Genomic DNA, 14,044 nt, shown 5'->3' on the forward strand with positions numbered 1-14,044 from the left:
TCAGCGTTCGACTTGCATGTGTTAAGCACGCCGCCAGCGTTCGTCCTGAGCCAGGATCAAACTCTCCAACAATGAACAGTTTAATCGAGGCAATTCAATGCTCTCAAAGGAACCTCATACGAGGTTCAATACATAAGGTCTACTGGCTTAGTTCACTAGCACACTGTTGAGTTCTCAAGCAACACACCCCGAGTCGCACCGCCGTCAAGCGGCCTTACTCGAAGCGAGTTATTCCTAGCAGTTTTTGGTGGGACACCCACTCAATCGCGATCCGCGAGAGCTTGGTTCGTGTCCCGGCGGCCACCCGGTTTCCCTGGCGACTTGAAGAACTTTACATGCCGGGAAAGGGGCCAAAACAGGGGGGTCCCTTAACATGATCGGCGCAGGTCAGAGCCCATGACGAAGCCCGCCTGAGGCCCAGTCTGCACCCAACCGGCCCGGAGCGCCAGCACGAGAACATTGCTCCGACTACATTGCACCGTATTGCACCGCGCCAAAGCTCCGCTTAGCGTCGTGCGCATGAACCTCGCGTACGACGACCTCGGCCCGAAGAGCGGTACACCGGTCCTCCTCGTGCACGGCCACCCCTTCGACCGCTCGATGTGGCGCCCCCAGGCCGAGTGGCTCCTGAAGCAGGGCTACCGCGTCGTCACCCCCGACCTCCGCGGCTTCGGCGGGTCGAAGAGCACCGACACCAAGACCGGCCTCGACGTCTTCGCGAACGACCTCGTGGACCTGGCCGACCGGCTCCACCTGGAGAGCTTCGTGCTCGGCGGCCTCTCCATGGGCGGCCAGATCGTCATGCAGCTGGTGAAGGACCACCCCACGCGGGTCAACGCCCTCCTCCTCGCCGACACCTTCGCGGGCCTGGACACCCCGGAGGCAAGACAGGCCCGCATCGACACCGCCGACAGGATCACCGAGGAGGGCATGGCGGACTACGCCGACGAACTGCTCCCCAAGATGATCTCGAAGCGCACCCGCGCGACCAGGCCGGACGTCGAAACGCACGTCAGGACGATGATGCGCCAAGCGCCGAAGGAAGGAGCCGCGGCCGCGCTCAGGGGACGCGCCGAGCGGCCGGACTACACCGACACCCTCCGGCACATCGACGTCCCCGCCCTCGTGGTCGTCGGCAGCGAGGACGAGTTCACCCCGGTCGAGGACGCCGAGCTGATCCACCGCAAGATCGCCCGTTCCACCCTGGTGGTGATCGAGGGCGCGGGCCACCTGCCTAACCTGGAGCGCGAGACCGAGTTCAACGACGCACTCAGCACGTTCCTGACCAGTAGCGGAGCCACGCCATGACCCAGCAGACCGTGTTCGTGACCGGCGCCAGCGCCGGCTTCGGTGACGCCATCGCGCGCCGGTTCGTCGCCGAGGGCGCTCGCGTGATCGCCGTCGCCCGCAGTGAGGACAAGCTCGAGAAGCTGGCCGGGGAGCTCGGCGAGGCCGTGCTCCCGGTGACCCTCGACGTCAGCGACCCCGAAGCCGTCAAGGAGAAGGTCGGCACCCTTCCGGCGGAGTGGCGCGAGGTCGACGTCCTGGTCAACAACGCCGGCCTGGCGAAGGGCCTCGAGCCCGCCCACAAGGCCGAGCTGGACGACTGGGACCAGATGATCGCCACCAACGTCCGCGGCCTCGCGCACGTGACGCGCGCGCTGCTGCCCGGCATGGTCGAGCGCGGCCGCGGCCACGTCATCAACATCGGCTCGATCGCCGGCACCTACCCCTACCCCGGCGGCAACGTCTACGGCGCGACCAAGGCGTTCGTCCACCAGTTCAGCCTCAACCTGCGCAGCGACCTGCACGGCACCGGCGTCCGCGTCACCAACGTCGAGCCCGGCATGGTCGGCGGCACGGACTTCTCGAAGGTCCGCTTCGACGGCGACGCGGCGAAGGCCGACAAGGTCTACGAGGGCACCACGCCGCTGACCGCCGACGACGTCGCCGAGTCCGTCTTCTGGGCCGCGAACCAGCCGAAGCACGTGAACATCAACGTCATCGAGCTGATGCCGGTGGTCCAGAGCTTCTCGGCCCTGCAGATCTACCGCGAGAGCTGAAACAGGCCGGACAGCGCCTGCTGCGCCGGGTCCCGCTCGGTCGGCAGGCGCTTCGTCCGCGGCCGCCCGCCGGTGGACGGGTAGCGCAGCACCAGCTCGCCGATGCCCGCCAGCTGGTCGAGCAGCTCCCGCACGGACAGGTTCATCCCGGCCCGGTCGGCCTCGCGCCGCATCAGGTGGGTCACCGTCGCGGCGAGCACCGAGACGAGCCCGTGCGCGGCGATCCGCTGGCGCGTCCACTCCCAGCGCGGCGTCGGCCCGGTGACGGCCGGCCCGGTCAGCCAGCGGAACGTCGACTCGAGGTGGGTGCGCGCCCGGTAGGCCGTGACGACGTCGCCGATCGGCCAGTCCCGGTCGGTGACCAGCACCTGCTTGCCGAAGAACTCCTCGTCGAGCCGGGTCAGCGCGGCCGTGTCGATCCGCCGCTCCAGGAGGATCTCCCCGGGCCGGTTCCCGCTCAGCACGGCGGTGAGCACGCGCTCGATGCGCCGGCCGCGCGTCACCCGGCCGATTTCGGCGTGCACCTGGGCGCGGTCGCCGCGGTGGGTGCCCGCCGCGAGGGCCTCGGCCAGGCCGTCGAGCTCGCGGGTCGCGGTGGCCAGCTCGTCGGCGAACGCGCGGGACTGCGCCGCGTGCAGGGTCGCCGAATGGGTCAGGATCACCCGCCGCCGGACGCCGTCGACGACCGCGTGCGTGTCCAGCGCGGTGAGGCCGGCGAAGCGTTCCGGGTCGACGCGCTTGCGGGCGGACGCGGGCTGGGTCAGCAGCTCGGGGTGGTCGGTCAGCGGCAGCGAGCCGACGAACCCGCTGCGTGAGCCCAGGTCGAGCTGCGCGGCCTGGCCGGAGTGGAAGACGAGCGTCGCCGGGCCCAGCTCCGCGGTCACCGAGGCGAACGTCGGCGCGGTGCCGTCGTCGCGCCGGTACACCCGCGACTTGAGGGGGATCGCGCCGTCGCGGGTCACGCGCAGGCCCGCTCCGGCGAGCACGCCCCGGCACGCCGACGGCAGCGTGCAGTCGGCCGGCGCGAACGCGGCGAACTGGGGGACGTCGACCGCCAGGGCCGCGTGGTCGTCGAGCGTCTCCAGGACCGCGGAGGCGATGGAGTCCTCGATGCGCGAACCGCGTTCGGGCGTGAGACGTTCCAGGGCCCGCCAGATTCCGTCCACTGTGGACAGCCGGGGCCGGACGAGGTCGGCGGCCGCGCTCGCGGCCCACCACTCGCCGATGGGCGTCCCGGGCGCGGTCGCGCGGTGCAGCACCGCGACGGCCAGGGTCAGGCCGAGCGAGGGCCTCGACCGCACGACGTCGTCGACCCGGCGGACGAAGTCGAGCCGCGAAAGCGTGGCCCACACCGCGGCGACGTCGCCGTACGCGCGGTACGACGCCGACGCGGGCTCGCCGCCGGGGACAGCACGCGCGATCTCGTCGGCCGTGCCGAGGTAACGCTGGGTCACCACCCGCGGCTTGCCGTCGACCCGGCCGGACTCCGCCAGGTAGTAGTACGTCCGTCCGCCGATGTTCTTGCCGACCACCGATGCCACCCTTTAGGTAATACACCCCGGGGCGCTGATCGACAACCACGGCACCGGCCTGACCTGCGACGACGATCACCCCCATCGATCGGGTGAACCGGGTGCGCAACACACACTGGCTGGTCCCGCGAGGACGGTCCTAGCGTGGGCGGAATGGGACCCGAACCCGACGCCACCGCCCCGACCGCCTCCGCGATGCGCCGCGCGCTCGCCCGGGCGCGTGACGGGAAGACACTGGACGTGGCCGAAGCGGCCGTCCTGCTGCACGCCCGCGGCGACGACCTCACCACGCTTTCCGAGCACGCCTCCCGCATCCGCGACGCCGGCCTGGCCGAGGCCGGGCGCGCCGGGATCATCACCTACAGCCGCAAGGTGTTCATCCCGCTGACCCGGCTGTGCCGCGACCGGTGTGGTTATTGCACGTTCGTCACCGTGCCCGGCCGGCTCGAATCGCCGTTCCTGTCGCCCGACGAGGTCCTCGACATCGCCCGCAAGGGCGCCGAGATGGGCTGCAAGGAAGCCCTCTTCACGCTCGGCGACCGGCCCGAGGACCGCTGGAAGGCGGCCCGCGAATGGCTGGACGCGCACGGCTACGACGACACGCTCTCCTACGTCCGCGCGATGGCGATCCGGGTCCTGGAGGAGACCGGCCTGCTGCCGCACCTCAACCCCGGCGTGCTGACCTGGCAGGACTTCCAGCGGCTCAAGCCGGTCGCGCCGTCGATGGGCATGATGCTGGAGACCACCGCGACCCGCCTGTGGAGCGAGAAGGGCGGGCCGCACTACGGCTCCCCCGACAAGGATCCGGCCGTCCGGCTCCGCGTGCTCGAAGACGCCGGACGCAGCTCGGTCCCGTTCACCACCGGTGTCCTGATCGGCATCGGCGAGACGTTCGAAGAGCGCGCGGACGCGCTGTTCGAGATCCGCAAGGTCGCCAGGACCTACGGCGGCATCCAGGAAGTCATCGTGCAGAACTTCCGGGCCAAGCCGGACACGAAGATGCGCGCGACCCCGGACGCCGACCTCGAGGAGCTGGCCGCGAACATCGCCGTCGCGCGGCTCGTGCTCGGCCCGAAGATGCGCATCCAGGCGCCGCCGAACCTGATCGGCAGCCAGTACGACCTGATGATCCGCGCCGGCATCGACGACTGGGGCGGCGTCTCGCCGCTGACCCCGGACCACGTCAACCCGGAACGCGCGTGGCCGCAGATCGACGAGCTCGCCCGCCGCACCGAGAAGGCCGGCTTCGAGCTGAAGGAACGGCTGACGATCTACCCCGAGTACGTCAAGGCCGGCGAGCCGTGGCTGGACCCGCGGATCACGCGGCACGTCGCCGCGCTCGTCGACTACGACACCGGGATGGCCCGCGAGGACGCGATGCCGGTCGGCATCCCGTGGCAGGAGCCCGACGGCGGCTGGCAGGAGTCCGGCCGGACCGACCTGCACACCGAGATCGACACCACCGGCCGCACCGAGGACCGCCGCAGCGACTTCGACTCCGTGTACGGGGACTGGAAGGAGATCGGCGACCGGATCAAGACCGGGCCGCAGAAGTTCGACACGGACATCCTGGAAGCGTTGCGCAGCGCGGAAAAGGACCCGGCCGGGCTGTCCGACGACGCCGCGCTGGCGCTGCTGCACGCGGACGGCCGCGAGCTGGACGCGTTCACGAAACTCGCCGACGACCTGCGCCGCGAGACGGTCGGTGACGACGTGACGTTCGTCGTCACGCGGAACATCAACTTCACCAACGTCTGCTACACGGGTTGCCGCTTCTGCGCCTTCGCGCAGCGTCGCACCGACGCCGACGCGTACACGCTTTCGCTGGAGCAGGTCGGCGACCGCGTCGACGAGGCGTGGGCCGCGGGCGCGACCGAGATCTGCATGCAGGGCGGCATCCACCCCGACCTGCCGGGGACCGCTTACTTCGATCTCGCGGCCGAGGTCAAGCGCCGGCAGCCGGAGATCCACCTGCACTCCTACAGCCCGATGGAGGTCGTGAACGGCGCGTCGCGGACCAACCTGTCCCTGCGCGACTGGCTGATCGCGGCGAAGGAGTCCGGCGTCGACTCGCTGCCGGGCACGGCGGCGGAGATCCTCGACGACGACGTCCGGTGGGTGCTCACCAAGGGCAAGCTGCCGACGTCGGAGTGGATCAAGGTCGTCACGACGGCGCACGAGGTCGGGCTGCCGACGACGTCCACGATGATGTACGGCCACGTCGACACGCCCTCGCACTGGGTCGCGCACCTGAAGCTCCTCGCGCGGCTGCAGCGCGAAGGCCTGGAGAAGAACGGGCGGCGCGGGTTCACCGAGTTCGTGCTGCTGCCGTTCATCCACCAGAGCTCGCCGATCTACCTCGCCGGGCTCGCCCGTCCGGGTGCGACGCAGCGGGAGAACCGGGCGGTGCACGCGCTCGCCCGCGTGCTGCTGCACGGCATGATCGACAACATCCAGAGCTCGTGGGTGAAGCTCGGCGAAGAAGGCAGCCGCGCGGTGCTGCAGGGCGGCGTCAACGACATCGGCGGCACGCTGATGGAGGAGACGATCAGCCGGATGGCCGGCGCGTCGAACGGGTCGTACAAGACGATCAGCGACATGCGCGCGATGGTCGAGCCGCTGGGCCGCCCGCTGGTCCAGCGCACGACGGGCTACGGCCGGCCGTCGGCCGAGCGCGTCGCCGCGGCGGCGGCTTCGGACGGCGTCGCGACCGCGGTGCGGAAGCCGTTGCTGCCGCTGCTGACTCCGTAGGACGGTGGCGGGCGCCGGGAAACCCCCGGCGCCCGCCACCCGAGTAGGCGCCTGATGACCTTGTGTCACCCCTCACAAACGGGAGGTTGCCCGGCGGGCATCTGCTAACTCTGGTCCTTCACCCGGCCGGAAGGACGTCGATGAGCACCTCCGTGGCCCCGCTGGAAATGGTCGACACCGACCGCTACCCGCTCACCGAACCGGACAGTCCCGCTTGGCGGGAAACCGTCGAACGCACCCGCGCGGATCTCGCGGACGTCGGCTGCAGCGTGCTCGCCGACTTCGTCCGGCCCGGGTTGCACGACCTCCTGCGGACCGAGTGCGCCGCGCTCGAGCCGCACGCTTACACCAAGATAGAGCAGGTCAACGCCTACAACACGGCGATCGGCGAAGCGCTTCCCGACGACCACCCCGGCCGGACGATCATGGAACGCGGCAACGCCTTCGTGGCGCGTGACCACATCCCGGCGTCGTCGATCATCGCGCGGCTCTACACCAGCCCGGTGTTCCAGCGGTTCGTCGCGGACTGCTTCGGCCTGCCTCGGCTGCACGAACTCGCCGACCCGCTCTCGGGGCTGACGCTCAACGTCATCGCGCCCGGTCGCGCGCACCCGTGGCACTTCGACACGAACTCCTACACCGTGAGCATGCTGACGCAGGCCGCGGCCGACGGCGGGACGTTCGAGTACTGCCCGGGCATCCGGACCCCCACGGACGAGAACTTCCCCGCCGTCCGGGCGGCGATCGCCGAGGACGGCACCCATCCGGTCCAGCGCCTGCGCCTCCGTCCGGGGGATCTGCAGCTGTTCCAAGGACGCTTCGCCTTGCACCGGGTCAGTACGGTGAGGGGCGAGGTCGCACGCCATTCCGCGATCTTCGCCTACAGCGAGCGCCCGGGGGTCATCGGCAGCGCGGAGCGGACCAGGCAGCTGTTCGGCCGGGTCCTGCCCGCCCACCTGGCCGAGCGCACCGACCGGGGCGACGAGCTGCTCGACTGATCAGGAGCCTGGCCCGTGCCTTTCGACTCGACCGGCAAGATCTCGTTCGACCACATCTACACCGCCCCCGACCCGCGGCCGTTCTTCGGCACGCTCAGGCGCGTGGACTACCACATCCCCCAGCTGGCGAAGCCATACTTCGCGAAGCTGATCGAGGAGCACCCCGCGGAGCAGCCGACCGTGCTCGACGTCGGTTGCTCCTACGGCGTCAACGCCGCGCTCCGGCGCTGCGACGCCACCATGGACGACCTCTTCGCCCACTACACCGCCCCGGACGTGCTGGCGCTGGACCACGCGGGGCTGGTCGAGGCCGACCGGGCGCGCGTCGCCGGCCCCGGTGGCGCGAAGTTCCACGGGCTCGACGCGTCGGCGCCGGCGCTCGAGTACGCGCTTTCCGCCGGGTTCCTCGACGAGGCGATCCACGCCGACTTCGAGCGCGACGACCCCGACAGCACCCAGCAAAAGCTCCTGGACGACGTCGACCTGGTGATCTCGACCGGCTGCGTCGGGTACGTCACCGAGAAGACGCTCACCCGGATCGCCCGCGGCGCGCGGCCGTGGATGGCGCACTTCGTGCTGCGGATGTTCTCCTACGACCCGGTCGCGGACAGCCTCGCCGCGCTGGGGTACGAGACCGCCGCGGTACCCGGGGTGTTCCGGCAGCGGCGGTTCGCGTCCGAAGAGGAGCAGGCGCAGATCCTCGGCACCCTGGACGCCGTCGGGGTCGACCCCACCGGGCTCGAGGCCGACGGGTGGCTCTACGCGCAGCTGTATGTTTCCCGACCGGAAGGCGCGACGGCGTTGGCCACCGCGCTGGAAAACTTCGACGAAGAAGGATGACCGTGAGCAGTCCGGAATGGTCCACCCGCACGTTCGGCAACGAGGACCGGCTCCCCCGCGTTCCCGTCCCCACGCTGGAGGACAGCCGCCGCCGGTTCCTCGAGTGGTGCGCACCGCTGCTGACCCCGGACGAGCTGGCCGAGACCGAGACGGCGCTCGCGGAGTTCGTGGCCGGCCCCGGACCGGAGTTGCAGGCCGCGCTCGAGGAGTACGACCGGACGCCGGGTGTGCGCAGCTGGCTCGACACCTTCTGGCCGTACCGCTACCTCGGCCGGCGCGACCGGATCGCGCTCAACGCCAACTTCTTCTTCCTGTTCCGCGAGTCCTCGCTCGGCCAGGTGGAGCGCGCGGCGGAGCTGACCGCGGCGGCCGTGGACTACAAGCTGAAGCTCGACGACGAGCTGGTGCCGCCGGTGCTGCTGCGCGGCGCGCCGCAGTCGATGGTGCAGCACAAGTACCTCTTCTCGGCCACGCGCATCCCGGGCGAGCTGCTGGACACCGCGCGTACGCGCTTCCCGTCGCCCGAGCGGCACGTCGTCGTGTTCTCGAAGGGCACGCCGTTCCGGATGGACGTCATCGGCGAGGACGGCCGCCCGTATTCGGCGGAGCAGATCGCCGACGGGCTGCGCGCGATCCTCAAGGACGACCACGTCACCGACGTCCCGGCCGGGCACTTCACCACCAAGGCCCGCGCGGAGTGGGCGGCTAGCCGCAAGGCTCTGCTCGAGGCCGGCAACGCCGAGGCGCTCGAGACCATCGAGACGGCGTTGTTCTGCGTCTGCCTGGACGACTTCACGCCGTCGACCACCCTGGAGGCGGGTGACCGGCTGCTGCACGGCGACAACCGCTGGTACGACAAGGCCGTGTCGCTCGTCGTGTTCGAGGACGGCACCGCGGGGATCAACGTCGAGCACTGCGAGCTCGACGGGACCACGATCCTCGGCTTCACCGACGCGCTGCTGAGCGAAGCCCGCACACCGCGTGAGGCCGCCGACCGGGCACCGGGGTACGAGGTCGTCGAGTTCACGCTGACCGACGCACTCCGCGAGGACGCGCGTGCGGCCGGAGCGGCCTTCCGGGCGTACGCGGACGCGACGGCGACGCAGACCGTGTCGTTCGACTTCGGGGCCGACCGGGCGAAGGAACTCAAGATGTCGCCGGACGCCTTCGCGCAGATGGCGTACCAGCTGGCGCACCGGCGGGCGAAGGGCCTGACCGGCGCGACGTACGAGTCGATCGCCACGCGGCGGTTCCAGAACGGCCGCACCGAGGCGATGCGCGTCGTCACGCCCGAGGTCGTGCGCTTCGCCGACGTCCTGACCGATCCGGACGCTTCGGCCGACGAGAAGCGGGAGGCGTTCCGCACGGCCGCGGCGAAGCACGTCGCGCGGGCGAAGGAGTGCCAGGCCGGCGACGCGCCGGAGCAGCACCTGTGGGAGCTGCAGCTGATCGGGAAGCGGCGCGGGGACACGGAGACGCCGTCGTTCTTCACTTCGCCGGGCTGGCTCAAGACGCGGGACGACTACCTGAGCACCAGCTCGGCGCCGTCGGTCAACATCCAGTACTTCGGCTTCGGCTCGACGAGCCCGCAGTGCATCGGCATCGCGTACGTGCTGCTGCCGGACCGCTGGAACATCTACCTCAGCACGCCGAAGCACGTGTCGGACGAGATGTACCGCTTCGCCGACGAGCTGGCCCGCGCGGTGCGCGAGCTGCAGGACCTACTGGCCGAGTAACCGGCGCAGCCACGTCAGCCGGGCGGCCCGCGCCGCCCGGCTGAGCCGGGCTTCGGGGGCCAGCGAGTCGAAGCCGTGGAAGCCGCCCGGCCAGACGTGGAGCTCGGCCTCGCCGCCCGCCTGCCAGATCCGGCTCGCGTAGGCGACGACCTCGTCGCGGAACGTCTCGGCCGTGCCGACGTCGAGGAACGCCGGCGGCAGCCCGGAAAGGTCGCCGGCGCGGGCCGGGGCCGCGTACGCCGGGACGTCTTCGCGGTGCTCGCCGAGGTAGGCCGTCCAGCCGACGTCGTTCGCCGTGCGGTCCCAGAGGCCGCGGCCGTCGAGGTCCACCGCGGACGGCGTGTCGTTGCGGTCGTCGAGCATCGGGCAGACGAGCAGCTGACCGGCGAGCCGCGGCCCGCCGCGGTCGCGGGCCAGCAGGGTCGTCGCCGCGGCCAGCCCACCACCCGCGCTGACCCCGCCGACGACGACCGGGCCGGCGAACCGCTCGACCGTCCACAGCAGACCCGCGTAGCAGTCTTCGACCGGTGCCGGGTAGGGGTGTTCGGGTGCGAGCCGGTAGCCCGGCGAGACGACCGTCAGGTTCAGCTCGCCCGCCCACGCCAGCAGGTTGGGCACGTCGGAGCCGAGGTGGCTGCCGACGATCGTGCCGCCGCCGTGCACGTAGTAGAGGACGCCCGCGCTCTCGGCCGGGCTCATGACCAGCAGCGGGACGTCGCCCGCGTACTCCTCGGCGACCTTGTGCGCCGGGTACGCCGCGGCCAGCTCCTCGACCGTCCGGTGCTCGGCGGCGTTCAGCTCGCGGCGGCCGGGGATGTCGGCGAGCGACGCCAGCGGCGGCCGGAGCGCCCGCAGCGTCTCGACGACGGGCGCGAGCTCGGGGTCGAACGGCGGCGGCGTCACGCGGCGGGGTCCGAGACGACGAGCACCAGCGAGCCTTCGAACGTCTCCTGCTCGCGCAGCCGGCCGTAGCGGCGGTCCCACGTGCCGTCGTCGAGGTCGTGCTGCAGTTCGGCGGCGAAGCGGTGGTGCACGCGGTCGTCGACGAAGCTCCACGCCGAGCACGACAGCCGCGCGCCCGGGTCGAGCAGGCGTTCCGGGCGGGCGTAGTAGGCCTCGTTGAAGCCGTCCGTGCAGTCGATCGGGATGGGCACGGGGACGATCGACGTGTGCCCGCCGAGGCCGTCGGCGATGTCGTCGACCGACGGGTAGCGCCGCGCCTCGGTCTCGATCACCTCGGGCGCGTAGTCGAGCAGCCAGAACCGCCGCAGCAGCGCCGGATCGCAGGTCAGGATCGCGATCGGGCCGCGGGTGACCCGGCGCATCTCCCTCAGCCCGGTCCACAGGTCGTTCCACTGGTGGACGCTGAACGTGCTCATCGCGCCCTCGAACGCCCGGTCCGGGAACGGCAGCTTCTCGGCCACCGCGTCGACCGCCGGTGGCAGGTCCGCCGGGCGCTGCGCGCGCATCGACGCGGACGGCTCGACCGCCGTCACTTCCCGGTCTTCAGGTTCGTACGCGCCCGCGCCGGCGCCGACGTTGAGCACGGTCCGCGCCTCCCCCAGCGCGTCGGCGATGTACCGGCCGATCCGGGGGTCCGGCTTGCGGTAGTCGGTGTAGACCCCGCCGATCGCGCCGTAGTCGGCGTCCCCCGCGCTGCCGTCCGCACGTCGCTGGCTCATGCCCCGAAACTAGCAGCGCTTCCCGGCGGTCCGGCCGCTGCTCCGGCGGGCGTAAGCCGGCGTCGGGCATCCGGGGTAGCCGTCAGTTCTTGTCGCAAACTTGCGTAAGTTCGTCGAACTATTGCGGATTCTTGTCCAGGATTCGTATGATCCCCGTCACAGAGGTCCCCACCTGCTGCCGGAAAGGCCAGTGCTGCCCATGTCCCCCAGCTCTGTCTTCAGCGCACCCAAAATCCTTTGGGGTGCCCTTGCCGCCGCGGTGATCACCGCCGCCGGCGTCACGATCGCCGCGGTCCCGGCCGAAAGCTCGGCGCTCGCCGCCGGCCGCGGCGCCACCGTCCCGTTCGTCGAACAGGAAGCCGAAACCGCCGCGACGAACGGGTCCGTCATCGGCCCCGACCGCGCCGCGGGCACCCTCGCGGGCGAGGCGTCCGGCCGGAAAGCCGTGACCCTGTCCGGCACCGGCCAGTACGTCGAGTTCACGCTCACCGCCCCGGCGAACTCGATCGACGTCCGGTACAGCGTCCCGGATTCCGTGACCGGGACGCTCTCCCTGTACGTCAACGGCTCGCACAACCGCGACCTCGCGCTGACGTCGAAGTGGGCCTGGTACTACGGCTCGTACCCGTTCACCAACAACCCCGGCGACGGCCACGCGCACCACTTCTACGACGAGACCCGGGCCCTGCTCGGCACCTCCTACCCCGCCGGGACGAAGATCAAGCTGCAGGTCGACGCCGGTGACGTCACCCCGGCGACGATTGACCTCGCCGACTTCGAGCAGGTCGCCCCGGCGGCGACGCGGCCGGCGAACTCGGTGTCGGTCACCGACTACGGCGCCACCGCGGGCGACACGAGCGACGACGCCGCGGCGTTCGACTCGGCCGTGGCCGCCGCGAAGAGCCAGGGCAAGGAAGTCTGGATCCCGGCGGGGACGTTCACCCTCGGCCACCACATCACCGTCGACCAGGTGACCCTCCGCGGCGCCGGGCCCTGGTACTCCGTGCTCACCGGCCCGCGTGCCGGGATCTTCGGCAAGGGCGAACCGGCGAGCTGCGGGACGTCGACCTATCCCGGCAACCCCGCCGTGCCCGGCACGAGCAGCGCGGTGAAGCTGTACGACTTCGCGATCATCGGCCAGGTCGACGCCCGCGTCGACTGCGACCAGTCGAACGCCATCGGCGGCGCGCTCGGCGGCGGCTCGGTGGTGCAGAACCTGTGGCTGCAGCACACGAAGGTCGGGCTGTGGCTCGACGGGCCGTTCGACGGGCTCACCGTGTCCGGCAACCGGATCCTCGACCAGACGGCCGACGGGCTGAACCTCCACCAGGGCATCAGCCACGTCACAGTGACGAACAACTTCCTGCGCAACACCGGCGACGACGGCCTGGCGATGTGGTCGGAGCACGACGCCGACCACGACAACACGTTCTCCTTCAACACCGTGCTGCTGCCGATCCTCGCCAACAACATCGCGATCTACGGCGGGCACGACAACACCGTGTCCGACAACGTCGTCGCCGACAACCAGGACCAGGGCGGCGGCCTGCACATCGCGAACCGGTTCAGCGCGGTGCCGCTGTCGGGGACGACGACGGTCGCGCGCAACACCGCGATCCGCACCGGCGTGCTCGACTCGAACTGGCAGTTCGGCGTCGGCGCGCTGTGGTTCGACGGCCGCGACTCGGCCATCACCGGCCGCGTCGACGTCACCGACCTCGACCTGCAGGACAACAACTACGAGGCGATCCAGTTCATCGACAGCGCCACCACGGACGTCCACTTCAGCGACGTCCGGATCACCGGCGCCGGGACGTTCGCCTGGCAGCTGCAGGCCAAGCCGACCGGCTCGGTGAAGAACGTCGTCGCGACCGGGGTCGGCCGGGCGGGCGTCTACAACTGCCTCGGCCCGGACGCGCTGAGCGGCCTGGCCGACCAGGGCGGCAACTCCGGCTGGACGACGACGTACTGCGGCTCGTGGCCGACCCCGGTCTACGGCTCCGACAACGGCGGCACAACTCCTCCGCCGACCACCACGCCGACGCAGCCGTCGGGGAACCTCGCGCTGCACAAGAGCGTCAGCGCGTCCGGCTCGCAGGGCGGCTTCCCGCCGGGCAACGCCGTCGACGGCGACGCGAACTCCTATTGGGAGAGCACGAACAACGCGTTCCCGCAGTCGCTGACCGTCGACTTCGGCAGCACGGTCAGCGTCTCGCGGCTGGTGCTGAAGCTGCCGCCTTCGTGGGGTGCGCGGACGCAGACCCTGTCCGTCGACGGCGTCAAGGCGTCCGCGACCTACACGTTCGACCCGGCGTCCGGCAACACCGCGACCGTGACGTTCCCCGCGACGTCGGCGCGCACCCTGCGGCTGACCTTCACCGGCAACACCGGCTGGCCCGCCGGGCAGCTGTCCGAACTCGAAGCCTATTCGTCCTGAGAGGT

At 70.9% G+C, this 14,044-nt stretch carries 10 protein-coding genes and 1 rRNA gene; 7 read left to right on the forward strand and 4 right to left on the reverse strand.

Translation table 11 applies throughout. The features are described 5' to 3' along the window. Positions 1 to 72 (reverse strand): 16S ribosomal RNA (locus ACWEN0_RS48390); the annotation flags it as partial. Positions 73 to 519: 447 nt separating this feature from the next. Here ACWEN0_RS48390 and ACWEN0_RS48395 point away from each other — a divergent pair. Both ACWEN0_RS48395 and ACWEN0_RS48400 read left to right on the forward strand, forming a co-directional pair. Beyond that, positions 520 to 1,308 carry an alpha/beta fold hydrolase gene (locus ACWEN0_RS48395; protein ID WP_451988506.1) on the forward strand — a complete coding sequence of 263 codons (789 nt, stop codon included), beginning with the start codon at positions 520 to 522 and terminating at the stop codon, positions 1,306 to 1,308. Beyond that, the gene (locus tag ACWEN0_RS48400; RefSeq protein ID WP_451988507.1) at positions 1,305 to 2,063 is read left to right on the forward strand and encodes an SDR family oxidoreductase; all 759 of its coding nucleotides are present in this window, start codon (positions 1,305 to 1,307) and stop codon (positions 2,061 to 2,063) included. Before ACWEN0_RS48395 ends, ACWEN0_RS48400 begins: the two co-directional genes overlap by 4 nt. Here ACWEN0_RS48400 and ACWEN0_RS48405 read toward each other — a convergent pair. Beyond that, entirely contained in the window at positions 2,048 to 3,595 is a 1,548-nt protein-coding gene (locus ACWEN0_RS48405) for an IS1634 family transposase (RefSeq protein ID WP_451988540.1), read from the reverse strand. The two genes, ACWEN0_RS48400 and ACWEN0_RS48405, sit on opposite strands and share 16 nt — an antisense overlap. 153 nt (positions 3,596 to 3,748) lie before the next feature. On the opposite strand from ACWEN0_RS48405, the gene ACWEN0_RS48410 reads away from it, so the two are divergent. The 4 genes from ACWEN0_RS48410 to ACWEN0_RS48425 all read left to right on the forward strand — a co-directional run bounded on the left by ACWEN0_RS48410 (position 3,749) and on the right by ACWEN0_RS48425 (position 9,920). After that, complete coding sequence (locus tag ACWEN0_RS48410) at positions 3,749 to 6,346, forward strand: bifunctional FO biosynthesis protein CofGH (RefSeq protein WP_451988508.1); 2,598 nt, start codon at positions 3,749 to 3,751, stop codon at positions 6,344 to 6,346. Between the two features lie 140 nt (positions 6,347 to 6,486). Next, positions 6,487 to 7,344 carry a HalD/BesD family halogenase gene (locus ACWEN0_RS48415; protein WP_451988509.1) on the forward strand — a complete coding sequence of 286 codons (858 nt, stop codon included), beginning with the start codon at positions 6,487 to 6,489 and terminating at the stop codon, positions 7,342 to 7,344. A 15-nt stretch (positions 7,345 to 7,359) separates the two neighbouring features. Further along, positions 7,360 to 8,184 carry a class I SAM-dependent methyltransferase gene (locus ACWEN0_RS48420; protein WP_451988510.1) on the forward strand — a complete coding sequence of 275 codons (825 nt, stop codon included), beginning with the start codon at positions 7,360 to 7,362 and terminating at the stop codon, positions 8,182 to 8,184. Beyond that, complete coding sequence (locus tag ACWEN0_RS48425; protein ID WP_451988511.1) at positions 8,181 to 9,920, forward strand: choline/carnitine O-acyltransferase; 1,740 nt, start codon at positions 8,181 to 8,183, stop codon at positions 9,918 to 9,920. Before ACWEN0_RS48420 ends, ACWEN0_RS48425 begins: the two co-directional genes overlap by 4 nt. On the opposite strand, the gene ACWEN0_RS48430 is transcribed toward ACWEN0_RS48425, so the two are convergent. Further along, positions 9,906 to 10,823: an alpha/beta hydrolase fold domain-containing protein gene (locus ACWEN0_RS48430; RefSeq protein WP_451988512.1), complete on the reverse strand. Its 918-nt coding sequence runs from the start codon at positions 10,821 to 10,823 to the stop codon at positions 9,906 to 9,908. The genes ACWEN0_RS48425 and ACWEN0_RS48430 overlap by 15 nt on opposite strands. Continuing rightward, complete coding sequence (locus tag ACWEN0_RS48435; RefSeq protein WP_451988513.1) at positions 10,820 to 11,602, reverse strand: class I SAM-dependent methyltransferase; 783 nt, start codon at positions 11,600 to 11,602, stop codon at positions 10,820 to 10,822. The genes ACWEN0_RS48430 and ACWEN0_RS48435 overlap by 4 nt, the downstream gene beginning before the upstream one ends. 199 nt (positions 11,603 to 11,801) lie before the next feature. Between ACWEN0_RS48435 and ACWEN0_RS48440 the strand changes: the two genes are divergently transcribed. Further along, entirely contained in the window at positions 11,802 to 14,039 is a 2,238-nt protein-coding gene (locus ACWEN0_RS48440; RefSeq protein ID WP_451988514.1) for a discoidin domain-containing protein, read from the forward strand. The last annotated feature ends 5 nt before the right edge of the window (positions 14,040 to 14,044 follow it).

The organism is Amycolatopsis sp. NPDC004378, assembly GCF_053602455.1.

Coding starts and splice junctions, on each gene's coding strand:
- ACWEN0_RS48440 (WP_451988514.1), top strand. CDS start 11,802: ATGTCCCCCAGCTCTGTCTTCAGCGCACCCAAAATCCTTTGGGGTGCC.
- ACWEN0_RS48425 (WP_451988511.1), top strand. CDS start 8,181: ATGACCGTGAGCAGTCCGGAATGGTCCACCCGCACGTTCGGCAACGAG.
- ACWEN0_RS48435 (WP_451988513.1), bottom strand. CDS start 11,602: ATGAGCCAGCGACGTGCGGACGGCAGCGCGGGGGACGCCGACTACGGC.
- ACWEN0_RS48395 (WP_451988506.1), top strand. CDS start 520: ATGAACCTCGCGTACGACGACCTCGGCCCGAAGAGCGGTACACCGGTC.
- ACWEN0_RS48410 (WP_451988508.1), top strand. CDS start 3,749: ATGGGACCCGAACCCGACGCCACCGCCCCGACCGCCTCCGCGATGCGC.
- ACWEN0_RS48415 (WP_451988509.1), top strand. CDS start 6,487: ATGAGCACCTCCGTGGCCCCGCTGGAAATGGTCGACACCGACCGCTAC.
- ACWEN0_RS48400 (WP_451988507.1), top strand. CDS start 1,305: ATGACCCAGCAGACCGTGTTCGTGACCGGCGCCAGCGCCGGCTTCGGT.